A 24530-nucleotide genomic window follows, 5' to 3' on the forward strand; every position below is an offset into this window, starting at 1 on the left:
GCAATCCATCTGAATCGCAGAACGATGTTGGCACTGGCCGGTGCGGGCGCAGTATCGCTCGCAACCCCGTTGGCCGCGCAGGACACTGCGTTGCGGCTGGCTTTCATCCCGCAGGAGAACCCCGAGAAGCTTCTGGGCGACATTGAAGCCATCACCGGCTGGCTGGCTAGTGAGATCGACGTCCCCGTCGAAGGGTTTGTTACCATCGACCATGCGGCAGCGGTCGAGGCGCTGCGCAATGGCGACGCGGATATCTCCTTCATGGGCGCCCTGCCTTTCGTCCTGGCCGAGGCCGAGATCGGTGCCGTGCCACTCCTGTCCGAGGTCTACCGCGACGCGCCGAGCTAAACGGGTCGCATCTTCGTCCGGCGCGATAGTGGCATCGCAGGGCTTGCCGACCTGCGCGGGCGCGACATCGCCTTTGCCGATCCGATCTCGGAATCTGGCTATCTCTATCCGCTCGCCGAATTCGTCGAGGCTGGGCTGATCGACGGTCCGGGCGCGGCGGAGGCATTCTTCGGCCGCGTCTTCTTCGCAGGCGGCTATCAGCAGGCCATGCAGGCGATGGCCGAAGGTCTGGTCGATGCCGCGGGTGCCAGCCAGTATGCGGACCTGCTCCTGACGCCGCAGCAGCAGGCACAGGTGACATGGATCGCGGAAAGCCCGCCAATCCCGAGCCATGTCGTGATCGCGCGACCCGGGTTGGATGCCGAGGTGCAAGACCGCTTCACCAACGCGATGCTGCAGCTCAACGAACCTGAGAACCGCGACAAGCTGCGCTATCTCTACGGGCCGGACGGCTATGTCAGGGCCGACTCCGCCGCCTATGGCGGCGTGCGCGACATGGCACGGCGATATGGGCTCCTGGAATGAACATTGCGATCCGGATCGACGACCTGAACTTTGCCCATCCGGGCGGGAGTGTTCCGGCGCTGGAGCGGGTCTCGCTTACAATTTCGACCGGCGAAAGCGTCGCTTTGCTCGGCCCGTCCGGGGCAGGAAAAACAACGCTGCTGGCATTGCTCGACGGCAGGCTTCAGGGCTGGCGCGGGCGCGTTTCAGTCTTGGGTGCGCCGCTCGATCCCGACCAACCGCCGCCGCGCGCAAGCCGACCTGATACCGGTTTCGTGTTTCAGGAATTCGCCTTGGTCGAACGCTCCACGGTTCTGCGCAACGTGCTGAACGGCCGCCTAGGCCGGATGGCGCCCCTGCGCGCCCTGCTGGGGTCGCCAACGCCACATGATCTCGACATTGCGCGCACAGCCCTCACCGATTGCGGCATTGCCGATCTCGCCGAACGCCGGGTCGACAGTCTCAGCGGCGGCCAGCGGCAGCGCGTGGCCATTGCGCGGTGTCTCGCGCAGGAGCCACGGCTGATCCTCGCCGACGAGCCGGTGAGCAACCTCGACCCCACCCGCGCTGGGGAGGTCTTGGCGCTGCTGACCGGGGCGGCGCAAGCGCGCGGCGCAACGGCGCTGTTTTCCTCGCACCAGCCCGACCTGGCGCGGCGTTTCGCGCAGCGCATCATCGGCATTCGTGGCGGGCGGATTGCCTTCGATGTGCCGGCCTCCGAGTTGAACGAGGATGCGACAGCGGAGCTCTATCGGGCGGTTGAGCCAATCCCCGGTATCGGCCTCAGGGCGGTGTCCTGATGGCGTTCCGCGGGTTTGGCGGCTTTACGACGAGTGGTCTGATCGCCGCCGCGATCCTGTGGTCCTTCGCCACGACCGATGTCGAGTTGTCGCGTCTCATGTCGGCCGGCCCGCGCATTGCCGATTTCCTCGGTCGGATGTTTCCGCCTGACCCGACGGTGATGGCCGAGATCAAGAAGGGCAGCGCGGAAACGCTGCGGATCGCGATCCTCGGCACCCTCGGTGCTGTGATCCTGTCCGTTCCCCTCGGCATTCTCGCGTCTGAGACGATGGTATCGCCTGCGGTGTTCCGGCCGATCCGAACGCTGCTTGCTTTCATCCGGGCGATTCCGCTGATCCTCGTGGCCATGCTCATGGTGGGCGCTGTCGGGCTCGGGCCGTTGCCCGGCATCATCGCGGTCGCCTTTCATGCCACCGGGATGCTCGCCAAGTTCTATGCCGAGGCGATCGACGGCGTGTCCCGCGCGCCGATCGCCGCACTGGAAAGCGCGGGCGCCGGGCCGCTCGTGCGGCTCAGATACGCGATCTGGCCGCAGATGGCGCCGGTCGTCGCCCGCGACACGATTTTCCGGTTCGAGTTGAACCTGCGCGAGTCGCTGATCCTCGGCATTGTCGGCGCGGGCGGGATCGGTTTTTACATCCAGACCTACGTGCGCTCTTTCCAGTATGACAAGGCGGCCAGCGTCACGATTGCCGTCGTCGTCATGGTCATCGCCATCGAAGCTATCAACGTTGCGCTGCGCCGTCGTTTTGCCTGACCATCAGGTATAGATGTCGATCGGTGTCCCGTCCCGCACCATGGCGTAGATATCCTCGATCTGCCGGTCGGTGACGGAGATGCAGCCCGCGGTCCAGTCGCGTTTGTTCATCGGGTCGATCCCCTTGCGGGGCCCCCCGTGGATGAAAATGTCGCCACCCGGCGATTTTCCTTGCGCCTCCGCGAACGCGATGTCGGCCTCATTGGGATATGAGATGCCGATGGAGAGGTGGAAGAGGCTGTCCGGGTTGCGCCGGTCAATCGCGTAGGAGCCCTCCGGCGTGCGGCCGTCTCCTTCGAACTGCTTGTGGCCTTCGGGCGCGAAGCCCAATCCGATGGGATAGGTCCGCAAGACATCATCCGCCCCGTCCAGAACCAGCAGCCGCTGCGCCTTGTACATACGCAGCCGGGTCACTTCGGGACCGTTGTAGGACCGGAACTTGCCGGCACAGCCTGACAGGAAGACGCCCAATCCGCCCAACAGCAAGACCCGCCGTGGAATTCTGGTATTCATCACCGCTCGACGCCCCTTTTGCGAGGTCTGGTTGATGTCAGACGTTACTCTACCGAAACCGCCGGATCAATGACCGTGCGCCAGTGCTCCCTTCGCCATCTGCTCGCCCACCGGTTCTCCGCCTGAAGGCCCGGCCTCAACCTGATGGCCGTTCAGGAGCCGAAGTGCGTTGGCGACCACCAGCAGAGACACGCCTACATCCGCAGCAATGGCGCCCCACATTGAGGCCATGCCGAACGCGGTCAGCCCGACGAACAGCGCCTTGGTCGCCAGCGATATGCCGATATTCTGGTGGATGATCGTCATGGCACGGCGCGAATGGCCGATAAGCCAGGGTACCTTGCCGATGTCGTCGGTCATCAGCGCGATGTCGGCCGTCTCGATCGCGGCATCCGATCCGACAGCGCCCATGGCGATGGCATAATGCGCCCGCGCCATGGCCGGTGCGTCATTCACACCGTCGCCGATCATCGCCACCATGTCGTGGCTTTCGACGAGTTCCTCAATGGCCGTCACCTTGTCTTCTGGCAAAAGTTCGGCGCGCACCTCGTCGATGCCGACTTCGGCTGCCACCGCGCGCGCGGTGCGTTCGTTGTCGCCCGTCAACATCACGATGGTCTTCACACCCTGCGCATGCAGGCGGGCAACGATCCCCTTTGCATCTGGGCGGATGCGGTCGCGAAGCTCCAGTACGCCGGTCACGCCGGTCTCGTCACCCACGGCAACGAGGGTGCTCCCTGCCCCTTCGATCCGATCCCGCAGATCCGCCGGAATGGCATTGCCGAACCCCTTCTCTTCGGCGAAGCGATCCGAGCCGAGCCAGATAACGCGCCCGTCGGCGCGTCCTTCCAGACCGCGCCCGGGCACGGTGCGGGTGTCCTCTGCGGCAGACACGGAAACACCATCGGCTTCGGCGCGCGAGAGGATGGCGCGTGCCAGCGGGTGTGAAGACCGCGCCTCCAGGCTTGCTGCCAGCGCCATGAGATCGCGTGCGGAAACGCCGACCAGTGGGTGAACCGCCGCCACCTCAGGCTCGCCCATGGTGATCGTCCCGGTCTTGTCCATCGCCAGTGCCGTGGTCCGCCCCGGCGCCTCGACATAGGCGCCGCCCTTGATGAGCACCCCCGCCCGTGCCGACGCGGTCAGCGCCGCCACGATGGAGACCGGCGTAGAAATGACCAGCGCGCAAGGACATGCGATGACCAGAAGGACCAGAGCATTGTAGAACCAGTAGTCCCAGGCGCCGCCGAGCAGCAGTGGCGGCACCAGCGCGATGGCGATCGCCAAAGCCATCACGATGGGTGTGTAGATGCGCGCGAACTTGGCCACCCACTGTTCGACCGGCGCGCGGCGGGCATGGGCATCGCCCACCATGCGAATGATTTTCGCGAGCACCGTGTCCGAGGCGGCCTTCGTCGCCCGCACCGTCAGTGTGCCCTCCCCGTTGATCGTGCCGGCATAGACCTCGTCGCCGGGTTCCTTGGGCACTAGCGCGCTTTCCCCAGTAATTGGGGCCTGATCGACGGCCCCTGCCCCGTCCACGACCTCACCGTCGAGGGGGATCCGGTCGCCGCCGCGCACGATAAACCTTGCATTGACTGCCACGGCCGCGGCCGGAACGTCGGATTCAGATCCGTCGTCGTAAAGAACCCGCGCCGTTGGCGGCGCCAGATCGAGGAGAGATGAAACCGCGTTGCGTGCGCGACCGACACTCCAGCTCTCAAGATAGAGCGACAAAGAGAAGAAAAACGCGACCGTCGCGGCCTCGAAGAATTCGCCGAGCCCGATGGCTCCTGCAACGGCCACCACCATCAGTAGGTTCATGTCTGGTGAAAGTCGCCGCGCCGAAGACCATGCCTTGGGCGCAACCAGCCAGACCCCAAAGAGGATCGCGACGGCGAAGATCCCTGCTTCCGCCATAGGCATAGGCACCTCGCCATGCCCCGCAAAGAGCCCGAGCGCGCCGCCCATGCCGGTCTCGACAATGTGAAAAAGGAATCCCGCCGCCCAGAAGCCGCCGCTCAACGAGGTAAAGCGCTTCTGACGTGCCAGATGCGCGGCCTGATCCTCTGCTGCATTGTCGGCGTCCCACGGTTTTGCGCTCATGCCGGTACTCGCGACCAGTTGCGAAACCTCGTTGTCCGAAATCCTGTCTGCGGTATCCAGAATCGTCATCCGACCATTGATGACATCGAACGCCAGATGCTCAGTCCCGCCGACTTTTGGACCGACCACCCTATTCAGGATTGCCACCTCTTCGGCACAATCCAGACCGGAGACTTGAAAATTTCGTCCATTCGAGGGGATGGCTTGTGCCAATTCCGTGTTGGCTCCAGCACCGCAGCACGCAGCACCTTCTCCATGAGAGTGGGAAACTCCGCTCGCATGTTTGTGATCATCACCATGATCGTGACTGCAGTCAGAGCTGTGCTTGTGGTCGTGGCGGTGGCCATTGGAAGACATGGGATTGACCTCGGGATTCGTTCATTCCACATTGAAATAACCCCTACAGTAACTAGAGCTTCAAGAGCTAAAACAAAAATTTGGTCAAGTAAGGACACAGACCTGCGGAACCTTGAAACGCGCCGCTAAGTCTGAAGACGCGGCTGACCTGCCAAAGAGTGAGATAGATATGCTTCAAAAATATGCGGTGATCATGGTTGCAACATTGGCCCTGGCTGGCTGCGCGGTGCCTTCTAAGGAAGACAACGATCCATTCAGGATCGGCAATGTTCCAGAATCTGTCGCAGCCCTCGCTGCACCCGACCAGGATCTCATCACGGCACGGCTACGTCCCGAAGATAATTGCTATTGGTATGCCCATAGTGGGCCGGTGGAAACGACCTTGGTCCCGTTGCGATCGGCAGGCGGCAATCCCATCTGCGTCGCGCGCCAATCCTGATTGACGCGTCCAAGCGTCGGATTGACGGCGCGGCTTGGGTCAACTCTGCGGAGTCACGCTGTCCTCGGCCGAATATAGGAACGCCGTCGAGCCAATCTCCACATTCGGATACAGATCGTTTATGTGCGCCATGACCATCCGGACGCAACCGGAACTGGCTCGGCCGCCGATGCTTCGCGGCTGTGGTGTACCGTGGATGCGCAGATAGGTGTCTCGGTCCCCGACATAGAGATAAAGCGCCCGTGACCCGAGCGCGTTCTCAGGTCCGGGTTCCATACCGTCAGCGATGTCGGCGTAGAGCTCCGGGTCGCGGTCAATCATGTTCTGTGTTGGCTGCCAATGCGGCCACCTGACCTTGCGCTTGATCGTGTAGACGCCTGGCTCATAAAGTTTGCCACGAGCAATCGCTACGCCATAGCGCATCGCCGTGCCGCCTTCCTCGATATGGTAAAGATAGCGCGCGACAGCATCGACATGGATGTCACCGGCCACAAGACCATCTTTAGTTATAACCCGCTGCGGCAGAAAGCGCGGGTGCAGGCCCCACGGGTTTGATGTGGCTGGGTTATAGCCCGGCGGTGTAATCTGTGCATCCCAAGCCGCCTTTTCCGCTTCAGTGGGCCAGGTGTCAGCGAGGAGCGGACTCGAGATAGACGCCGAGAACAATGCGGCAGTCGTCTGGATGAAGTGTCGTCTTGTCAGCATATAGATTGCTCCGTTCACGCATTGGACGGCAAACCGAACCTTACCCCGAACGCAGTGTTGTTCGCCCGGGAAAGAGTGAGGCGTTATTGGCAACTTGCTCCATGGTGCCGTTCTATGTCGGTGGCTTAACTCCTAAAGCTACTAGAGGTTCAAGAGAAATTTTGATGCCAGACGATCTCGGTAATACTTCGGGCCCGTTCGTTTCTTTATCAGTCTAAGCGCTGTCACGATCTGTGGGGTGAAACCAGGCTACTGCCACGATGCCGGGCCTCGTCTTGATCTTCGCTTCAATTGTGATCCTTAACTCGCTATGCCGAGCAGTTAAATTGAGCGCTTTCAATAATGGGTCTTTTCAACACGTTTGGCAGCAAGCCCCATATAAAATTTTGCCTCACGCGGAAGTGGTCGTGATGACGTGCATTGGGATATTATCGTTCACGCTTCGCGATAATTGTCACAAGCCCCAACACCTTCTGCGACCACATCAAGCAGGGCGTCTACATCATTTAAAAGAGCTGCTATGCGCGGACTGCTGATCCGGTAGCGAATGAAGCGCCCATCGCGGTCGCTGGCGACAAGTCCGCAATCCAGAAGGCATCGCAAATGATTTGACACGTTGGGCTGCGATAGCCCTGTGCGTTTGACGATCTCGTGAACAACCAACGGTCCTTCACACAGCACGCCCAGTATCGCCAGTCGGCTCGGGTCGGCAAGACCGCGAAAGAGCTTTGCCCTACGCTCGATGCCAGCGGCCGCAGCATTGCGGTCGGCGAAGACTTGCATCATATCACTCCTTGCTGATATGTTTGAACTTGATCCACTTTAGCAGGAGTATTGCACCGATGGCCAACACCGAAAGCACCGGATCGACAGCAGATACGCCGCCCCTCCGTTACCGGGTTTCCGGAATGGATTGCGCCAAGGATGCCGCCCAGATCGAGCGGGCGGCGCAGTCTGCGGGTGTCGCGCCCGACGCAGTGAAAGTATCAGCGGCGACCCATATCATGACTCTGAAAGTCCCTGAAGCAAGCCTGCCGGAGATTGAAAAAGCCGTTGAGACAACGGGATATGGGTTCGACCGCATCGAGAGCGACGAGGACCTTCAGCAAAGTGCGGCCCATCAGGACCCGGGCTACCGCCGCGCGCTCTGGATCGTCGTGATTCTAAATGTCGGTTACGGCGTTCTGGAAATGATTGGTGGGTTTATTGCCGGGTCACAGGCGGTGAAGGCCGACGCGCTGGATTTCATCGGCGATGGCGCGATCACCTTCCTCGGCCTGCTGGCCATCGGTTGGAGTCTTCTCTGGCGGGCGCGGTCGGCCCTGATCCAAGGCATCTTCCTTGCCCTGCTCGGTCTTGGCGTCTTTGGGACAACCATCATGCGGGCATTCGAGCCGACAACCCCAGACGCCACGCTGATGGGGCTTCTGGGCCTGATTGCTCTTGTGATCAATATCATCTCCGTGCTGCCGTTGCTGCATTACCGGAAGGGGGACGCGAACATGCGTGCCGTCTGGCTGTTCTCGCGCAACGACGCCATTGGCAATGCGGCAGTCGTTGTCGCGGCCGGTCTGGTGGTTTGGCTGGGCAGCGCTTGGCCCGACCTCATTGTCGCCTTCGGCATCGCCGGGTTATTCCTGCATTCTTCCTGGTCGATCATCCGCGACGCGCGGTCCGATCTGAAGGCGGCGGCATGAACAACCGCGTTCTGGGTGGGCTCTGTGCGATTGCAGCTTTCGGTTTCGATCAGGGCACCAAGGCGCTTGCCCTGAACACCCCGGCGCTTGAACATGGGGTCGAGGTTCTGCCCTTTCTCAATCTCGTGCGGGTTTTGAACGATGGGGTCAGCTTCGGTATGCTCGGCGGGGTCGTACCCTGGTGGGGTCTGGTCGCACTTGCTGCCGTGGTCGTGGCATGGCTGCTGATCTGGCTGTGGAAGGCTCCGGACAGGCTGACAGGTGCGGCGCTCGGTCTGATCATCGGAGGCGCGCTTGGCAATATCCTTGATCGTCTGCGCTATCAGGCCGTCCCTGACTTTCTCGACTTCCATTACGGGTCATACCACTGGCCGTCCTTCAACTTGGCTGACGTGGCGATCTTTTGTGGGGCAGCATTGCTGTTCTGGGACAGCTTTCGCACCTCGAAAGTCAGGCCGGAAAATCGGGAACAAGACAATCGCAAGGGAGATGTCACGGGGGGATAACAGCTAACAGGCAAAGAACTTTGGGAGGGAATTCGGCTTGAGATTTTTGGATTGGATTGACCGTGGCATTCGCGGCATCGGCGTCGTGACTGCGTGGCTGACAGTTGTTTCGATTGCTGCTTATGGCGCGCTTCAGATGCTGGATCGCAAGCTACAACTTGGCGTGTCGAGCTATTTGCCGGACCTGTCCACGTCACTGCTGTTCATCCTAATTTTCTTGACCTTTGGGTATACCTATCTGCGCGACGGTCACGTGCGCGTTGATGTTCTTCGCAGACATTGGTCCGCCCGCCGCATTGCTTGGATCGAACTGATTGGCGGCCTTTTTGTCCTTCTGCCGCTCGCCGCCATCCTGACCTACTACGGATGGGACGGTTTGATGCGCACCACGAAATACGCGGAAACCCAGTTGTGGGCACAACGCATTGCCGGGGTCATCGGCCCCATCCTGCTGGCTCTTGCCGGGATGATCGTAGCCCTTCGCAACATCGCCTTTCTGACAGGGAGACGTGCGCAAGGTGCACCGGAACAAGCAAGCGGCCTGCACAATGGTGAATGAGGTCCTCACGGTTGCCATGCTTGTCGTGATGGCGATTGGGGTTTTCAGTGGCTTTCCGGTGGCGCTGGTGCTCGCGGGGACAGGCTTCTTGGGGTTTGTCGCTGCGGTTTGGGTGGGGATCACTGATTTTCAGCATCTGGGGCTGATCTACCTGAGGGCCCGTGGTGTACTGACCAATGAATCAGTCCAATTCACCAGCGTTCCAATGTTGATTTTTCTTGGCCTGATCCTGAATGCCAGCGGGATTGCCGAAACCATGTTTCGCTTGCTGGGGCGTCTTCTGACAGGCGTTCCCGGTCGCTACGCCATTGCGACTTTGCTGATCGGCCTCGTTCTTGCGCCCGCCGCCGGGGTGATCGGTGCTTCCGTCATAACTGTGGCGTTGGTGGCCTATGCCCCGATGATGGCGTCGGGCTACGCACCGCGAACCGCAGGAGGCGCTGTCGCAGCTTCTGGAGCATTGGGTGTCGTGTTCCCGCCAGCCGTGATGCTGTTCTTCATCTCGAACGTGTTCTATCTGCGCATCGGATTGATGTATGTGGCCCTCATCGTACCTGTGCTTCTGATGGTCATGGCCTTCGCGGTCTACTTTGCGGTCACCTTGAGAAAAACGGTCGAAATCCCGCTGGACACACCCAAGACCAATCTTGTGTCAGACCTCTTGTTTGTACTCGCGTCTGTCGCGGTCATCGCATCCATTCCGCTCAGCATCATTCTGGGCTTTGCGACACTAACAGAGGCGGCTGGAGTAGGGGTTTTTGGCGCGCTATTGGTCGCGCTGGCGCGAAAGCGCTTGTCTTTCTCATCGTTGAACTCTGTCACGGTGCAGACAAGCACGATGACGTCGATGGTCTACTTCATCGTATTGGGCGCATCGGTATTCTCGCTGAGTTTCCACCTGGTCGGTGGACCGGACGTCATCTTCGAGTGGATATCCGCATTCGATCTCACCCGGTGGGAACTGTTGGCGATCCTCCTTGGCGTGATCATCATACTTGGGTTTGTTTTTGACTGGATCGAGGTGCTGCTGGTCTTTGTACCAGTGTTGATGCCGATCTTTTCGGAACTCGACTTCGCAGATCACGTCGGCTCTGCCTACTTTGCGCAAATCTGGATCGCTGGCCTGATAGCACTGGCCTTGCAGACGTCTTTTCTGACGCCTCCCTTCGGCTATGCCCTATTCTTTGCCAAGATGGCGGCACCGAAGGGTATCAACCTTTCCGATATCTATCGCGGCGCGGTACCGCTTGTCGCCATCGAGATCGTATTGATCGCAGCCCTGATCTCGTTCCCTCAGCTTATCACTTGGTTGCCTGAAATGTCCCTTGGGGATGTGGATGCGCCGCAGCTAATCCAGCGGTGAAAGATGTTTTGAGCGCGGATGCAGTGATTTCCTTCGAAGCGGCACTGCTCTTTCGGGGCCACTTCCGCACCGCGAACAGAAAGGCTGAACGGGGCCTGAGCACGGGAAAGCAAACAGGAGGATAACGAATGTCCAGCATACCATCCGCAGAGGGCTTTGACAGCACACTCACCCTGCTGCGAAATCCGTATGGATTCATCTCTCAGACCTGCCGCGCGCTCGACACAGATCTGTTTGAAACCCGCATCCTCCTTCAAAAGACGATCTGCATGACCGGGTCGGCGGCTGCGGAAGTATTCTATTCCGACGATAAGCTGATCCGCGCGGGCTCGATGCCAGGCCGCATACAGAAGACCCTGTTGGGTGAAGGCGGCATTCAGGGATTGGACGGCGCTGCCCACCAGCACCGCAAGAAGATGTTCATGTCGCTGATGGGGACCGAGCATATAGCCGCGCTTCAGGGAATGTCGCTTCACATGCTAGACAATTATGCACCGGATTGGGAGGCGAGGAACGAAGTCGTTTTCTACGACAAAGTGCGCGAAATGCTCACGAGAGCCGTTTGCGCCTGGTGTGGGGTTCCGCTTCCCGAGGCGGAGGTGGCGACCCGAACGGCGCAACTTACAGCGCTTTTTGAGGACGCCGGGGCCATCGGCCCGAAACATTGGGCTGCACGTCTGGCGCGCCACCGCCTGGAAAAATGGGCAGCGGGGATGATTCAACAGGTCCGCGATGGCGAGCTTCAGCCGACGCAGGAAAGCGCCCTTCATGTCATCGCGACGTGGCGTGATCTTGACGGCGCGATACTGCCCCCGAAAGTCGCCGCCGTGGAGTTGTTGAACGTCTTGCGTCCGACCGTGGCGGTGTCTGTATTCATCGTGCAGACGGCGCACGCCCTGTACAGGTACCCAGAATGGCAGGAGAAACTGCGGAACGACGAAGGACTGCTCGAACCCTTCGTTCAGGAGGTCCGCCGCCTCTATCCATTCTTTCCTGCGGTCGCGGCACGAGTCAAAAGTACTTTCGAGTGGCAAGGGTATCGCTTTCCCAAAGGACACCGGGTTCTGCTGGACCTCTATGGTACGAACACCGATCGGCGTTCATGGGATGCGCCACTTGAGTTTCGGCCCGAACGGTTTCGGGGCCGCGCCGAAAACCCCTACGACTTCATTCCACAGGGCGGCGGCAACCACTACACGAACCACCGCTGCCCGGGTGAATGGATCGCGATCAGTCAGATGAAGGCGTTTTGCAGGTATCTTGTGAACGACATCGACTACGATGTGCCGGATCAGGATTTGGAGCTTGACCCAGGAGAGCTGCCATCACTGCCCCAGAACCGGTTCATCATGCGCAACGTCAGGCGTCGGCAGTAGCTTCGGCCTCACCCGGCCCGACCGACCGCGCATCCTTCGTGGCCTCGAACGCCTCCCACGCAACGTAGGGCACGATCAGAAGCGCCGCGACCGGATCGGCCCACCACCAGCCCATCCATTGCGTCAGACCGATTCCGGCCAACACCACAATGGTCTGGTATTCGCAGATCATGGTATCCTTGGCATCGTATTTCAGGGCGGGTGAATCGAGCCGCTTGCCGTAGCGATACTTGCCCCAGGCCAATAGCGGATTGACCACTAAAGAGACAAACAGGATCGCGATCCCCCACCAATTGAAGCCCGGTGCCTCCTGCGAGATGAAGGCGGACACCGCCTCGTAGAGGATCGCGGCGACGACGATCCAGAAAGCACAGGCGACCACATAGAGCGCGACCTTCTTGCGATGCAGGACCGTGCGCTTGTCGCCACCGTCCTTCTCGGCCTTCAAGCGCCAGATCAGCGTCCCGGCTGAGGTGGCTTCGACCGTGCTGTCGAAACCCCAACTCACTAGTGCGGCGCTGCCGGTCAGAAGTCCAACGGTGACGGATACGACGACCTCGATCAGATTGTAGACAAGGCTGGCGATCTCGACGCGGATGCCGCGTGTCAGATTGGTTTGTCTATCATTTTTCTGCTTGCTCATGATGCGGTAACCCCTGATATATTCTATAAGTTCCCGCCGAGAGTTGGTTACCTTGTCATCAGTATCTCGCCATTTGGAAGCCGACATTGTTCTCCTTCTAAGCTGCCTCAATAAAGGCGAGCTTGCCCCTCATACATGAAAACAAAGGGTTTCGGACCTTTCGCGTAGCCGGTGTCGAGCCGCTCCATGCGGAAGCCGTTCTGTTCGACCAGAGTGTCTGTCTGGCGGTCAAGGTGACAGTTTCCGGCACAACGTTTCCAGGCAAGCGTGAGCCAGCGCTGCCAACGCTGGACGCTGGGTTCCGGCGCTGTTCCATGCTCGACGAAGCGGAAGACGCCGTCAGGTTTGAGAACGCGCTGGATCTCGGCCAGCACCTTCTCCGGTTCCGACACGCTGCAGAGCGTCCAGGTAGCAATCACGCAGTCAACGCTGCGATCTTCCAGCGGCAATGCTTCGGCCACGCCCTCGATCATCTCCGTTGTCGGTGTCAAGCCCTGAGAAGCCTCCGCGGCCTGATTAAGGAGTTCTGGTGAAGGGTCCACACCGACGATCTGATCCACGGCGTCGGGGTAGAGCGCGAGGTTCAGGCCCGAGCCGATCCCGATCTCCAGCACGCGCCCCTTCGCACCTGAGACTGCGCGCCTTCGGTAGGGAAGAAGCTGTTCCTGACCCATGGTGAGATGCGTGAGGCCCGGAAGGATGTGTTTTTCGTAGAACCGCATGAGCTGTTATCCTATTCGTCCAAGAACCGGAAACGCATCAAGCATCCAGTACGACAACGCGCTCAACTGTCCCGTCATCATCGCCACGCCCATGAGGATCATGACGACGCCCGCAATCTGGTGAAGGCGACGGCCGACCCGGCCGATGGCGCGGAGCCGGCCCGCGATCTGATCGGTGAAACCGGCAACGATCAGAAATGGTATCCCGAGGCCAGCGGAATAGACGGCAAGGAGCATGACGCCTTCGCCCATCGTGGCGCTGGCCGCGCTGGTTGTCAGGATCGCGCCAAGAATTGGGCCGATACACGGAGTCCAGCCGAAACCGAAGGCAAGCCCGAGGACATAGGACGCAGCGGGTTGGCCCCCGGGGATGTTGAGATTGAATCGGAAGTCGCGTTCCATGACCGAAACACGCGCGGCCCCGATCATGAAAAGCCCGAAGACAATGATGATGCCGCCCCCAACGAGGTTGAGTTCATACCGCCACTGAAGCAGGGCCTGACCCAATGCTGTCGCGGATGCGCCAAGCCCCATGAAAATGGTGGAGAAGCCGAGGACAAAACACAGGCTCAGCCAGACCGCGCGCGACGGCGAGGCCGCAGCCGCCCCGCCTTCAGCGGCTGTGCGCCCGGCCACGTAAGAGACATATCCTGGCACAAGAGGCAGCACGCAGGGAGACAGAAACGATATCGTACCGGCCAAGAGCGCGGCGGTGAGCCCCAGAAGCGAGATATCTACCATGAACCACGTTCACCCCTGAATAGCTTGCGCAAGGGCACTCTTGTGGCAGCCCAATATGCCAGGGTCGGGACGATGATCCATTGCAGCAGGGGCGTGAGACCGGCGTCGATGACGGGGACCACCGGCATGATGTCGCGATAGGCCCAGGCCGCCCGGATCACGATGTTCAACCACTCGCTGAAGATCGTGTAGGAGACGCCCAGGGCCACCGCCAGAAGCAGGACGCGCCCTGCGCGTTCCGACGGCCATGCGTGCACCCCGACAAGAAACAGGGCGAGCAGGAGCGTGCTCATGGCGATTAACAGATCTCCGCCGGTGCAGTGGACGACAGCGAACACAATTTCTCCCCAGGTGCCTTCGACCCAGATCGTGTAGAGCGGAATATGTGCCATTTCCCAGATCAGATGACCGACAGCGGTATAGACAATGTATCGGCGGATGACGGAGAGCCACCCGGTGTCGTTCATCTCAGTGGTTTCGGTATTCGCTGTCATGCCGGGGGTCCGTTCTTCGATTAATGTGCGTTTGTCAGGCCGTTGACGTACAGGATCATGTTGATGTGCCGGAAAGCGGAACCCGCAAAGACCCCGGAATGGCGGTTGCCGCGCGCGATAACATGCACAAGCGGAGCCTCGGGATCTGGCACAATCGCGCGATACTGATCGATCAGATTCTCCATCGGCTCTTCTGCGCGAGCAATGACCACGTTCTCGGCAATCGGTCCGGGAACCGGATCACTGGCGTCGGTCACCACAAGGAAGGTCACCATGTCCAGCATGGGAGATGCATTCACTCCGCCCCTCACCTTTTCAAGAAGTGCCTGCTGATCAGCACAGGGCAACCCGCAGTTGGACGGGACGAAACTAAGAACGACGACCTGATCGGAGAGGCTTTCCAAGTCCAACGGTTTTCCGTCAGCGTCGACCAGATTCAACGTCGGCAATTCGTTGAGGTCAACGGCAGTGAAAGCAGGTTCTTTTTGTGCCATCACCTCGTCAAGACGGTCGCCAGGATGATCTGCGTAGGCCGGGCGGCCCGCGACGAGGGCTATCAGCAGGAGTATGTTTTTCATGACTGTTACTCCTGCGGTCCCATTGCGCCCGGCCCGAGAACCGGGACGCTGATTTCCATTCGGGCACCCGATGCGAATGTCAGGATCAATGGCAAATCGGTGCCTTCTTCGAGTTTTTCCGACAGGCCCATCAGCATCAGATGCATGCTGCCGGGCGCGAGGGTCACTGGTTCTCCGGAGGGCAGGTCCAAGGCGACGACCTCAACCATTCGGCTAACATCATCGCCGCCGGTCTCGACGGCGTGAATGGTGACGTTTCCAGCGATCGGCGTCGTGATTGCGACCAGTTGATCACTTTGATTGCTCGTGAGCGTGAGATAGGCCGCAGCCGGACGCGAGGCGAGGATGCTCGCGCGGGCCCAACCGTCCGATATCGTTACATCGGCCGATGCGAAAAATGGCCAGAGAGTTAGCGCGGTTGCAAGTGTCGTAATTTTCATTTGGCAAGTTCCATTGTTTATAGCTTTTTGCGGATTTCCTGCGCCAGCGCCTCGGGCGGTTGGCCGCCTTCCTGATAGACCGCCTCAAATTCGCCACCGGGCCGCATGAGGTATATGTGCCCGGCATGCGCCATGAAATAACCGTCCGGCGCGCTGTCGTCCTCGGTCCGCTCGTACCATGTGCGGAAATTTCTGGTGGCCTCGGCAACCTGCGCTTCGGTTCCGGTCAGGCCGATCAGGCTCGGATGAAAGACTGATACATATTCCGCCATGACCGGCACTGTGTCGCGTTCCGGATCGACCGTGATGAAGATCGGCGCCACCTGGTCCGCATCTTTGCCGAGCAGGTCCAGCACGCTGGCCATATATGCCAGTGTCGTCGGGCAAACATCGGGGCAGTTGGTGAAACCGAAGAAAACAAGCTGCCAGCGGTCGGCGTAGTCAGCCTGTGTCACCTCTTGTCCGGTGTGATCTATCAGTGAAAATTCGGATCGAATATCCGCCTCACCCGAATAGCGGACGGCCTTCGATCGGTTGCCAAGATAGTTATCCAAAGCCCAAAAGATCGCTAGCCCAGCGAGCGCAACAGCTATCGTGCTCCACAATATGGATCTCAGGAGCCGCGATTTCGGAGGGGTTTCACCGGGTTCAATCGACATCTTCGGCCTCCGAAATCAGCGCCTGAAGATCGGCCTTTTCCAACAATCCAGGAAGAAGTGTTTCCCCGATCAGAAACGTCGGCGTGCCGGATATTCCAAGCTGCCGTGCGAGATCGTGAGACTTTGCGATATGGGCATCGACTTCAGGCGCGTCCATGTCTGCCTGCAACTGGTCGTAGTCCAGCCCCGCCTGCTCAGCGGCCCTTCTTATAAAGACGGTATTGGCGCGCGGATGTGCCATCAGCGCCTCGTGAAATGCTTCGAACTTGTTCTGTTTTATTGCCGCCAGCGACGCTCGAGCCGCCAGTTCGGAGTCGGGTCCGAGAATTGGCCATTCCCGCATGATGATGCGCAAGTCCGGGTTCTCCTCTATCAATTCGAAAAGGACCGGGGCCGCGCGTCGGCAATAGGGGCAGTTGTAGTCGAAGAATTCGACAAGCACGATGTCGCCCTCAGGATTGCCCATCACGCCGGTGTTTCCGTCCGCAAGCAGGAGGTCACCCACGCGCGCAATAGCAGCATGTTGTTCGGCCTCGGCTTGTGCCTGAGCCTCTTCCTCGAAGGCCAAGAGCGTATCCACTAGAACTTCCGGGTTCTCGCGGATCGTTTGCAGGATCAAGGCTTTGATGGCCTCTTGCTCAACCTGGTCGAGCGGCGTCGATTGCTGGGCCAGCGACGTCGTGGGCGCAGAGATCAGCGCCCAAAGCAAAACTCCAAGCATTTGGTGGGTAGTTTTGAATGTCATCTCGATTTTCCGCGCCTTCTCGCCGGGGGCATCAGCCCCCGGCGATGGCTGTTCAGCCCTTGTCGGTCGAAGGGGCGGTTTCATTCTTGGAGTTGTTCATTGCCTCCATCATCTCGGTGCAGGCCTCCATCATCGGGCCCATTTTCTGCATCATCTTCATCATGGGCATCATGCCGTCCATGCCGGACATATCGCCGTTCATCATGTTGCCGGCCATGCCGCTCTCACCGTCCATCATCTGGCCGGACAAACCGGTGTTGTCCTGGGCAACCACGCCGGTGGCCAAAAGTGTGGACACGGCAGTCGCCATGCTCAGGTTCTTGAAAAGTGTCATTAAGTTTCTCCTTCAGGTTTTCTAGAGCTTTTCGGGTTCAGTCCCTCGACAAGCTCGGCTCTGCGGCCGAGTTACTTTTTTCGCATGAGTTGGATTTGCACATCACGCAGACGCCAAGCCCGCACATCACGGCGCAGGGTGCCACGGCCAGGATCAGCGGCGCGGCTCCGATGGCCGTCACCCAGCCCCAATTCAAGTAAAGCCCGGCGCCAATGATCGCCATTGACGCAAGAATCAGACTTCGCCGTCCCAATTGCGGCCGCCACGGACGTGCCTCCGGCGTTTCGGTGTAAGGTGATGTTTCGGACATTGGCTATTCACTCCTTTCGTTGATGATGGTCTGGATTTGGGCCATGACTTCATGGCTGTCCCATTCGGCCGGCCCCACAAGTCGTCCGCGCTCGAAACCGTTGCGATCGATCAAGATCGTGGTGGGAAGGCCCAGTACACCGAATGCCAGCATCGCCCTTGTGCTGTCGGCGAGGTACATTCCCAGATGGCGAATGCCGATTTCCTCGTAGAAGCGGCGCACCACCTTCATTCCCGCGCGGTCGATGGACAGTGGCAGGACATGGAAATCGTCCCCGCCCAGCTTTTCCTGCAAAGCGTCGAGCGTTGGCATCTCTTCACGACAGGGAACACACCAGGTTGCCCAGATGTTCAGCAGAACGACCCTGCCCCGGAAATCCGCCAGCGTGAGATCGCGGCCTTTTCCATCGACGAAAGGTGGCGACAGCATCTCCCGCGGCTTTTCGTGAAGCGGCATTAATGGTCTGGCTTGAACCGGCCCCGCGACGCCGAGCGCCGCCATACCAGCCAATAACTCGCGTCGTTTCATGATCCGGCTCCTTCCTGAAGGCGCCGCACCACGGGAAGGATGTCTTCCTCCAGGGAACGACGGTCAAAGGGGCCGATATGCTTGTAGGCAATTCGGCCCTCGGCATCGATCACGAAGGTCTCGGGCAGGCCGTAAACGCCCCAATCGATGGAGACGCGCCCGTTCCGGTCGGCGCCGATGCGGGTGTAAGGGTCACCAAGCTCATCAAGAAAGCCCAAGGCTTCTTCGGGACGATCCTTGTAGTTGATGCCGTATATTGCGACCTCGTCCCTGGCAGCCAACTCGTTCAGGAGGGGCATCTCTACCCGGCACGGCACGCACCAGGACGCCCAGACGTTCACGATGGACACCTGCCCTTTCAGGTCGGCGGTCGACAGACCGTCGGCTCGTCCCTCTATCGGCGGCAGGTCGAACTCGGGCACCGCCTTGCCGATAAGTGGTGAGGGTAGAGTGTCGTCACCATTGAACAGCCCCCAATAAAAACCCGCGCCGATGAGGGCGAAGATCGCGACTGGCATCATAGTTAGTAGCCGACCCTTCCGGCGGCGGGGTTCCTCGGTCACGCTCATAAATCACCTTTGTCGTTGGCAGATACTTCCGCCTGGAATTCGCGCTGTCGATCCGGCCAGGTGCTTTTGATGTAAGAGAGAACATCGGCAATCTCGTCGTCGGTCAGAATGCCATCGTACGCCGGCATGTCGCTTTCGTAGCCGGGCACGACGGCGCCGACGCCGCCTTTGGTCACAATAAAGAGGTTCCGGTCCGAATGGTGCCAGGTATGGCCGGTTTCGTCATGTGGCGGCGCGGGCATGCGCCCATTGTCCAGACGCCGCCGCCAATCGGGCTGTCCTTCCAGATCGGCACCGTGACAGGATGCGCAATTCTCAGCATAGAGCGTCTGCCCTGCCGCGATGTCGGCTACAGTCACGGGGTCGCCAAGGAAGGTCAATCCGTCCACCGAAGCTTCGTCGCTTTCCGACTGCGCGAGGACGGCAACACCGATCGCGGTCAATGTGGCAACAGCGGCACCGATTGTTGCGGCCCGCCTCATGTCGCACTCCTGAGGTATTTCACGAGTGCGACGATGCTGAGCAGCAGAACCGCGGCGACGAGCAGGAGCAAAAGCCCTCCACCGAACATCATCACCCCCATCATCGGGCCGGTCATCATATCCATGCAGTTACTCATCGGAGTAAACGGTGATCCCGCCCTCGCCGAACGCATAGGTCTTGAGCGTACCGGTCTTTACGCGTGCCATTCCTGGCGCGTTCGAAGGCATGCCCGGCAAAGTAATGCCGGTGATGTCGGGCTTCTCCGTGACCAGCCTTTCCAGGATCTCCGAGGGTACCAATCCACTGACATAATAGCCTTCGATCTCGGCCAGATGACAGCCGAGCCCCTGCTCGGGAACGCCGACTTCGATTGAGCGCTTATCAAAATCCCGATCGTCGATGCGTGTCACCTGATAGCCGTTCTCTTCCAGATAATCGGCGTAGCTGTCGCAGCAACCGCAGCCCGGATCGCGCCAGATCGTGATCTGCTTCGTTCCGTCTGACACGTCGGTACTTGCGGGACCGGTCGCGTCTTCGGTGCTTTGTGCCGAAGTCAGCGTCGTGAAAGTGAAGGTTCCGCCGACGCCAAGTGCAGCAAGCGAAGCCAGGACATATCTTCTGTTCATGGGGTTCTCCATCATGCGACCGCGAGCGCGGCCCAGGTAGCGCCGCCATCGCGGCTGAGGTTCAGGGTGCCGTTGAGGAGGGCGGCTATGTGATTTTCGTCCCTTGGGTGAAGCGCGATGGCCCTCCCCTGCCCTTCTGCCTTGTGCGTCCAGACCACGCCGCCGTCCTGCGACGCCCAGACCCCCGAGGGCAGTGCCGCGTAAAGCTTAGACGGTGCCGTCAGGGCACTGGCCAGCGACAGGACCGGTTCGTCCGCCGGCAGGGGTGCCTCGGCAGGCGGTGCGTCGCCCGCCGCCAGAGCGTCCATCGCATTGCCCGGCTGAACGTCCTGCCAGCGGCAGAAACAGTCCGGAACGCGGGTCAGGCCCTTCTCGGTTCCCGCATAGATCCATATGCCGCCCATTCCGGTATCGAGATCGACCGATACCAGCGTCAGCGGGTCGCGCTCGGCCGCGTCGAGCCAGGGCCGGTCCATGGCCAGGGCCCAGGTTGCGCCTGCATCCTCGCTCTTCCAGAGGCCGTCGCCGCGGATCGCGGCATAGATCATGTCGGGGTTTCCGGCGGCCACAGCCAGCGCCGTGACCTCACCGGAGGCAAGCCCGTCGCTTCGGGTAGTCCATGACGATCCGCCATCGCCGGACACGGCCACCCCTCCCCGCGCCAGTCCGGCAAGGAGACGTCCGGGACGCGCAGGATGCGTGGCGATCGAGGAGACCGGGGAAGGTGTCGGTCTCTCTTGCCAGCTGCGACCGCCGTCGAGGCTGGCCCTCAGTGTTGCGCCTGCGATCAGCAGCGTGTCGCCGTCGAAGGCGAGCGTTCGAATATCGGCCGCCCGGTCGGCCGCGCGCACCGCGCCGGGCAATACGAGCACTGCGGCTGCACCCATACCCAGTGCCAGGAAGTGGCGTCTGTCCGGCTCAAAATTCAAGGTACTGTTTGTCATATCTTGTCCTCCTCCGGAGCTCATGCGACGCGGATCACGCCCATCATTCCCGCAGCCTGGTGTTCGAGAATGTGGCAGTGGAACATCCAGTCGCCGAGGTTGTCGGCGACGAAGGCGATCTCGACCCGTTCGCGGGGCGCCATGAGCACCGTGTCCTGCCATTCCCGATGCGGCGTCGGCGCACCGTTTCGGCTGATTACGCGGAATGAGTGGCCGTGCAGATGAATCGGGTGATCAAAAGCGGTCGCGTTGGTCATTTCCAGAATGTGACTTGCGTCGCGTTTAAGCGTCAGGAACGGGTCGAGCACATGCCCCTCGGCGGCTTTTCCGTTGACGAACCAGATGCCGCGTCCGTCATGCATCATGCCCATCATCCCGCCGCCCATCATGCCGCCACGCCGCTCCAGGCCCATCTCCCGCTCCACCATCATGCCCATCATCCCGCCGGTGAACGTCACCTCATGACGCTGCGCAGAACTCAGGTCTGGTTCCGGAATGGGGTTGGCGGGCAATGCGATCGGCCAGTCGGGTGTGGCCTCGCGCAGGGCGGTATCAGCGTAGGTGAAATCGAGGACTCGAAAATCGTTCCCGCGATAGGCACGGTCTACAAGCTGGGCTTGCGCGCCGGGCTCACCGATGCAATCCAGGATTACGTCGGCGCGCATTGCGGGTCCAAGAACGACAAGACCGCCCGGCGGGTCATGTGGCGTGACGGGTTGGCCGTCGAGCGCGATGATGCGCGGTGTATGGTCCCCGAAATCGAGCGCGAAGATCCGGGCATTCGCGGCGTTAATCAGGCGGAGGCGGATCCGCTCCCCTGATGCCACCTCGAATGTCTCCGGCACAAGACCGTTGATCGTCACGGTGTTGCCGAGGCGGCCCGCGTGACTCACGTCATGGGCATTGCCGAAATCGTCAGAAATCGATGCGTCGTCGGTCAGTCGCCAGTCGTCCAGCACCCAGGTAACTTCGCGGTCGACACGAGGGGGATTGGCCTCCTCGACGATAAGGGGACCGTAGAGACCGCGCCCGACCTGCTCGAAGCTGCGCTGATGTGGGTGATACCAGAAGGTGCCGGCATCGACTGCATCGAATTCATAGACGAACTTGTCGCCCGGGGCGATCGGCACCTGTGTAAGGTGCGGCACCCCGTCCATTGCGTTCGGAAGCCGGATACCATGCCAATGCACGGTGGTTTCCTCTGCAAGGTCGTTGGTAACCTCGACCTGCAGGCGTTCGCCGTGCCGGATGCGGATCTCCGGGCCCGGTACCTTGCCGTTGTAGCACCAGGCCGCGGTGTCGGAATGTGGCTCAGGAACAATCCTTGTTCTTCCCTGTGCGGCCCGGAGCGAGAATTTCTGGGTGGCGGCTTCCGCCGCCCCCGGAAAAGGCAGAGTGGTGGACATGACACCCGCGAGCGACGACGCGACAAAGGCGCGGCGCGTCACGGTAGGTTTGCATTTCAAAGACATCGGTCTGGGGCTCTCTGATAATTCGGTCCTCCGCCGGAGCCAAAGCGGCAACTGCGGTTGGGGAATACCTGCAACGCGGAGCGGCATTGCTCCGGCGTCACGGCATGACACTGCGGCCGCGAAACCGCGGCGCGTGTCAGATCAGAGAAGGATTTTTGGAGGCTGTTTGGCAGGTGGGCTGGTCAGACCGCGAAGATCCCGCGCGATCGGCAGTCCATGAGCGCTCGAAACTGCAAGTGGACCAAGTTCCGCCGACGCTTCCACGACCGCGGCGGCGGCCGCTGAGTTGCAGACAAAATCACATGCGACGCCCAAGGTTCCCGCCGTATCGTCATCACATGCCTCGCAGCCGACACCTGCCATTTCAACTCCGGCTGCGATCATTTCAGATGCCATCCTGGCCGAACCGGCCGCATGCGCAACCGAGCTTACCGCGAAGGCGGCAAGGACGGCTATCATGATGAGGCGGGCGACAAAGTGCATGCGGCTAATTTACCAGTGTTCAGAGGGTTGTTCCAGCGGGATGTTTTCGCGTCTCCGGACGTCGGAACGCGTCAGATCATCCATTATCGGGCAGTCCGGACGATCATCGCCATGACACCGAACAACGAGATCACGAAGCGTCGCGCTCAGCGCCTGCAACTCCTCGATTTTTTGGTCCACCTGCGCGAGATGGCTTTGTGCGATCGCCTTGACGTCGGCGCTGGACCGCTCGCGGTCCTCGTACAATGACAACAGCGTGCGACATTCATCGATGCTGAAACCCAATGACCGCGCCCGGCCGAGAAACGCCAGCTTGTGCAGATCCTGAACAGCGAAATCGCGGTACCCGTTTTCACGCCGCGACGGTTGTACGAGTCCTATATCCTCGTAATACCGGATCGTTTTCGCCGGCAATCCGCTCTGTTCCGAAACATTTCCAATGTTCATGGCTGACAATCCTCTCCTTGAAACACTAGATAGGGCTTCCACCTACTGGAAGGTCAAGAACACTCGGATACTTTTTTGTGATTACCCTTCAAACAATAAACCTGTCCCAACTCCCATAGTGTTCCTCGCTGCGCTTCCCGCGCGGCAGGCTGAGCGCGATGAGAGCGATACCGGCGAGGATACCGACAAGGCTGCCTGACACCGTGCCTCCGTCCAGGGACCAGGGCGCGATGACGAGCCAGAGGCCGAAGAGGATGTTGAGGAACCGCAGAGGACGCGCGACCTCGGCCCAGGCGATGACCGCTGTAGTCAGGACCAGTGCGCCCAGCAGGTGATCGCTGTTCGCCATTGCCGCTTCGTTACCGAAGATTGGGCGCGACAGCATCAGGAAGGCCCCGATCCCAGCACTCAGCCCGAGTGTCCATGGAACGGTAACGCCCCGCGCGCTTTGTCGGAAAATCTGCATCGGTCGCGCGTCGAAACTCATTTCGCCCCCCGTTGTACCACCGGGCAGAGCATCGCCCCTGAAGAACGCGCGCCAGAACGGTCTGCCCCGGCGCGTATTCCAGACCATGAACTGGACCATCGCGACGATTTCATCGAGTGAGAATGGGATCATGATCAGCATGGCCAGCGCCGCCATCAGGCAGATCGTGCAATAGGTGCCGATGGTGATCGGCTGGATGATGATGAAATAAATGCTGACCACACCGAGCGGCCCGACGACGATGCCGAACAGTGCGACCATCCAGGGCATCGTGCGCCAGCGAAGGCGGCTGCCCATGACGCCCATCATGATTTCGAACATGTAACTCATCGCGCCAAGGCCGCCGTCGGCAATGGGCCAGGCTTTTGAGACATCGGAGGTGATGATGTATTCGGTGCCATTCAGCGCGACCGGCGATGAAAAGAACGGCTCCCACACGCCGTCTACATGGCCGAGCTGGTAGGCCGACAGGATGCGCGACAGGATGAAGCCCACGACACCGAGCGCGATGATCGGCAGGCGCTGGACGTATGTGGAAGGGCAATAAGTCCAGCCGGGCGGGATGTCGGTATCGTCCATCATCCCCTCACGCGACATCCCCGGCATCATCGGGATCAGGATCGTCAGTGCGATCACCAGCGCGCCGATCAGCGTGTCATTGGCATAGACGGCCGCGTTTGGCGTCCAGAACACCAGCTGTCGCGTTGCCCTTAAATCGGTTCTGCCTCACTTTGTGTGGCGCAACTATCCTGAAACTGGAAAATTCAGGAGGTATAGTTGTGAGTTCGAAGAAG

Annotated in this window: 31 protein-coding genes and 1 pseudogene; 9 read left to right on the top strand and 23 right to left on the bottom strand. The window is 60.3% G+C overall.

Annotated elements, in window-relative coordinates; translation table 11 throughout:
- Positions 1 to 24: 24 nt before the first annotated feature.
- From RBB32_RS18500 to phnE, 3 genes and pseudogenes are all read left to right on the top strand, one after another.
- Positions 25 to 873 (top strand): annotated as a pseudogene (locus RBB32_RS18500) (phosphate/phosphite/phosphonate ABC transporter substrate-binding protein).
- Positions 870 to 1652 (top strand): phosphonate ABC transporter ATP-binding protein, encoded by a 783-nt coding sequence (locus RBB32_RS18505; protein ID WP_085818093.1) that lies wholly within the window; start codon positions 870 to 872, stop codon positions 1650 to 1652. The pseudogene RBB32_RS18500 and the gene RBB32_RS18505 overlap by 4 nt, the downstream one beginning before the upstream one ends.
- A complete protein-coding gene (gene phnE, locus RBB32_RS18510) occupies positions 1652 to 2410 on the top strand; it encodes a phosphonate ABC transporter, permease protein PhnE (RefSeq protein WP_085818092.1) in 759 nt (252 codons plus the stop codon). The genes RBB32_RS18505 and phnE overlap by 1 nt, the downstream gene beginning before the upstream one ends.
- 3 nt (positions 2411 to 2413) lie before the next feature.
- On the opposite strand, the gene RBB32_RS18515 is transcribed toward phnE, so the two are convergent.
- Together RBB32_RS18515 and RBB32_RS18520 are read right to left on the bottom strand one after the other, a co-directional pair.
- Entirely contained in the window at positions 2414 to 2923 is a 510-nt protein-coding gene (locus RBB32_RS18515; RefSeq protein WP_085818091.1) for a murein L,D-transpeptidase family protein, read from the bottom strand.
- 66 nt (positions 2924 to 2989) lie between these two features.
- A complete protein-coding gene (locus RBB32_RS18520) occupies positions 2990 to 5176 on the bottom strand; it encodes a cation-translocating P-type ATPase (protein ID WP_085818090.1) in 2187 nt (728 codons plus the stop codon).
- Between the two features lie 379 nt (positions 5177 to 5555).
- Here RBB32_RS18520 and RBB32_RS18525 point away from each other — a divergent pair, with 379 nt between their 5' ends.
- Entirely contained in the window at positions 5556 to 5825 is a 270-nt protein-coding gene (locus RBB32_RS18525; RefSeq protein ID WP_005613342.1) for a hypothetical protein, read from the top strand.
- Positions 5826 to 5864: 39 nt separating this feature from the next.
- Here the strand turns inward: RBB32_RS18525 and RBB32_RS18530 are convergent, their stop codons facing one another.
- Both RBB32_RS18530 and RBB32_RS18535 read right to left on the bottom strand, forming a co-directional pair.
- Positions 5865 to 6530 carry a L,D-transpeptidase gene (locus RBB32_RS18530; protein ID WP_005613343.1) on the bottom strand — a complete coding sequence of 222 codons (666 nt, stop codon included), beginning with the start codon at positions 6528 to 6530 and terminating at the stop codon, positions 5865 to 5867.
- A gap of 435 nt (positions 6531 to 6965) precedes the next feature.
- Positions 6966 to 7316: a helix-turn-helix transcriptional regulator gene (locus tag RBB32_RS18535; RefSeq protein ID WP_005613345.1), complete on the bottom strand. Its 351-nt coding sequence runs from the start codon at positions 7314 to 7316 to the stop codon at positions 6966 to 6968.
- A gap of 56 nt (positions 7317 to 7372) precedes the next feature.
- Between RBB32_RS18535 and RBB32_RS18540 the strand changes: the two genes are divergently transcribed.
- The 5 genes from RBB32_RS18540 (at position 7373) to RBB32_RS18560 (ending at position 12031) form a co-directional block, all read left to right on the top strand.
- A complete protein-coding gene (locus tag RBB32_RS18540) occupies positions 7373 to 8227 on the top strand; it encodes a cation transporter (protein WP_085818089.1) in 855 nt (284 codons plus the stop codon).
- Positions 8224 to 8733, top strand: coding sequence for a signal peptidase II (gene lspA, locus RBB32_RS18545; RefSeq protein WP_036050142.1), 510 nt, complete (start codon positions 8224 to 8226; stop codon positions 8731 to 8733). The genes RBB32_RS18540 and lspA overlap by 4 nt, the downstream gene beginning before the upstream one ends.
- Before the next feature lie 37 nt (positions 8734 to 8770).
- Positions 8771 to 9292 carry a TRAP transporter small permease subunit gene (locus tag RBB32_RS18550; protein WP_232279250.1) on the top strand — a complete coding sequence of 174 codons (522 nt, stop codon included), beginning with the start codon at positions 8771 to 8773 and terminating at the stop codon, positions 9290 to 9292.
- On the top strand, positions 9243 to 10655 hold the full coding sequence (locus RBB32_RS18555; RefSeq protein WP_235868762.1) for a TRAP transporter large permease subunit: 1413 nt from the start codon (positions 9243 to 9245) through the stop codon (positions 10653 to 10655). Before RBB32_RS18550 ends, RBB32_RS18555 begins: the two co-directional genes overlap by 50 nt.
- Positions 10656 to 10783: 128 nt before the next feature.
- Positions 10784 to 12031 (top strand): cytochrome P450, encoded by a 1248-nt coding sequence (locus tag RBB32_RS18560; RefSeq protein ID WP_085818087.1) that lies wholly within the window; start codon positions 10784 to 10786, stop codon positions 12029 to 12031.
- On the opposite strand, the gene RBB32_RS18565 is transcribed toward RBB32_RS18560, so the two are convergent.
- The 19 genes from RBB32_RS18565 to RBB32_RS18655 all read right to left on the bottom strand — a co-directional run bounded on the left by RBB32_RS18565 (position 12015) and on the right by RBB32_RS18655 (position 24429).
- Complete coding sequence (locus tag RBB32_RS18565; RefSeq protein ID WP_175543425.1) at positions 12015 to 12674, bottom strand: cation diffusion facilitator family transporter; 660 nt, start codon at positions 12672 to 12674, stop codon at positions 12015 to 12017. The genes RBB32_RS18560 and RBB32_RS18565 overlap by 17 nt on opposite strands.
- A 107-nt stretch (positions 12675 to 12781) precedes the next feature.
- Positions 12782 to 13396, bottom strand: coding sequence for a class I SAM-dependent methyltransferase (locus RBB32_RS18570; RefSeq protein ID WP_005613352.1), 615 nt, complete (start codon positions 13394 to 13396; stop codon positions 12782 to 12784).
- Positions 13397 to 13402: 6 nt separating this feature from the next.
- Positions 13403 to 14137: a cytochrome c biogenesis CcdA family protein gene (locus RBB32_RS18575; RefSeq protein ID WP_027263685.1), complete on the bottom strand. Its 735-nt coding sequence runs from the start codon at positions 14135 to 14137 to the stop codon at positions 13403 to 13405.
- The gene (locus tag RBB32_RS18580) at positions 14131 to 14631 is read right to left on the bottom strand and encodes a hypothetical protein (RefSeq protein ID WP_027263684.1); all 501 of its coding nucleotides are present in this window, start codon (positions 14629 to 14631) and stop codon (positions 14131 to 14133) included. Before RBB32_RS18580 ends, RBB32_RS18575 begins: the two co-directional genes overlap by 7 nt.
- Before the next feature lie 20 nt (positions 14632 to 14651).
- Positions 14652 to 15209 (bottom strand): cytochrome-c oxidase, encoded by a 558-nt coding sequence (locus tag RBB32_RS18585; RefSeq protein ID WP_027263683.1) that lies wholly within the window; start codon positions 15207 to 15209, stop codon positions 14652 to 14654.
- Positions 15210 to 15214: 5 nt separating this feature from the next.
- The gene (locus RBB32_RS18590) at positions 15215 to 15649 is read right to left on the bottom strand and encodes a copper chaperone PCu(A)C (protein ID WP_009824510.1); all 435 of its coding nucleotides are present in this window, start codon (positions 15647 to 15649) and stop codon (positions 15215 to 15217) included.
- A gap of 17 nt (positions 15650 to 15666) precedes the next feature.
- Positions 15667 to 16308 (bottom strand): SCO family protein, encoded by a 642-nt coding sequence (locus RBB32_RS18595; RefSeq protein ID WP_027263682.1) that lies wholly within the window; start codon positions 16306 to 16308, stop codon positions 15667 to 15669.
- Entirely contained in the window at positions 16298 to 17017 is a 720-nt protein-coding gene (locus tag RBB32_RS18600) for a DsbA family protein (RefSeq protein WP_306154896.1), read from the bottom strand. Before RBB32_RS18600 ends, RBB32_RS18595 begins: the two co-directional genes overlap by 11 nt.
- A gap of 88 nt (positions 17018 to 17105) precedes the next feature.
- Positions 17106 to 17387 (bottom strand): hypothetical protein, encoded by a 282-nt coding sequence (locus tag RBB32_RS18605; protein WP_027263680.1) that lies wholly within the window; start codon positions 17385 to 17387, stop codon positions 17106 to 17108.
- A gap of 313 nt (positions 17388 to 17700) precedes the next feature.
- Positions 17701 to 18225, bottom strand: a complete 525-nt coding sequence (locus RBB32_RS18610) for a TlpA disulfide reductase family protein (protein ID WP_085818085.1) — start codon at positions 18223 to 18225, stop codon at positions 17701 to 17703.
- On the bottom strand, positions 18222 to 18794 hold the full coding sequence (locus tag RBB32_RS18615; RefSeq protein WP_176236609.1) for a DsbE family thiol:disulfide interchange protein: 573 nt from the start codon (positions 18792 to 18794) through the stop codon (positions 18222 to 18224). The genes RBB32_RS18610 and RBB32_RS18615 overlap by 4 nt, the downstream gene beginning before the upstream one ends.
- Positions 18791 to 19276, bottom strand: coding sequence for a cytochrome c (locus RBB32_RS18620; protein WP_085818084.1), 486 nt, complete (start codon positions 19274 to 19276; stop codon positions 18791 to 18793). Before RBB32_RS18620 ends, RBB32_RS18615 begins: the two co-directional genes overlap by 4 nt.
- Positions 19273 to 19401: a hypothetical protein gene (locus RBB32_RS18625; RefSeq protein WP_254903793.1), complete on the bottom strand. Its 129-nt coding sequence runs from the start codon at positions 19399 to 19401 to the stop codon at positions 19273 to 19275. The genes RBB32_RS18620 and RBB32_RS18625 overlap by 4 nt, the downstream gene beginning before the upstream one ends.
- Positions 19402 to 19405: 4 nt before the next feature.
- Positions 19406 to 19915, bottom strand: a complete 510-nt coding sequence (locus RBB32_RS18630; protein WP_076695243.1) for a DUF411 domain-containing protein — start codon at positions 19913 to 19915, stop codon at positions 19406 to 19408.
- Positions 19915 to 20847, bottom strand: a complete 933-nt coding sequence (locus RBB32_RS18635) for a sialidase family protein (protein ID WP_245962845.1) — start codon at positions 20845 to 20847, stop codon at positions 19915 to 19917. The genes RBB32_RS18630 and RBB32_RS18635 overlap by 1 nt, the downstream gene beginning before the upstream one ends.
- Positions 20848 to 20867: 20 nt before the next feature.
- On the bottom strand, positions 20868 to 22295 hold the full coding sequence (locus RBB32_RS18640; protein ID WP_245962844.1) for a multicopper oxidase family protein: 1428 nt from the start codon (positions 22293 to 22295) through the stop codon (positions 20868 to 20870).
- A gap of 165 nt (positions 22296 to 22460) precedes the next feature.
- Positions 22461 to 22802 carry a hypothetical protein gene (locus RBB32_RS18645; RefSeq protein ID WP_027263672.1) on the bottom strand — a complete coding sequence of 114 codons (342 nt, stop codon included), beginning with the start codon at positions 22800 to 22802 and terminating at the stop codon, positions 22461 to 22463.
- 9 nt (positions 22803 to 22811) lie between these two features.
- Complete coding sequence (cueR, locus tag RBB32_RS18650) at positions 22812 to 23249, bottom strand: Cu(I)-responsive transcriptional regulator (RefSeq protein WP_085818082.1); 438 nt, start codon at positions 23247 to 23249, stop codon at positions 22812 to 22814.
- Between the two features lie 88 nt (positions 23250 to 23337).
- A complete protein-coding gene (locus RBB32_RS18655; RefSeq protein ID WP_245962843.1) occupies positions 23338 to 24429 on the bottom strand; it encodes a vitamin K epoxide reductase family protein in 1092 nt (363 codons plus the stop codon).
- Positions 24430 to 24530: the final 101 nt, after the last annotated feature.

Source organism: Roseovarius sp. MMSF_3281, from assembly GCF_030733685.1.
In the GTDB taxonomy this organism is placed as follows: domain Bacteria; phylum Pseudomonadota; class Alphaproteobacteria; order Rhodobacterales; family Rhodobacteraceae; genus Roseovarius.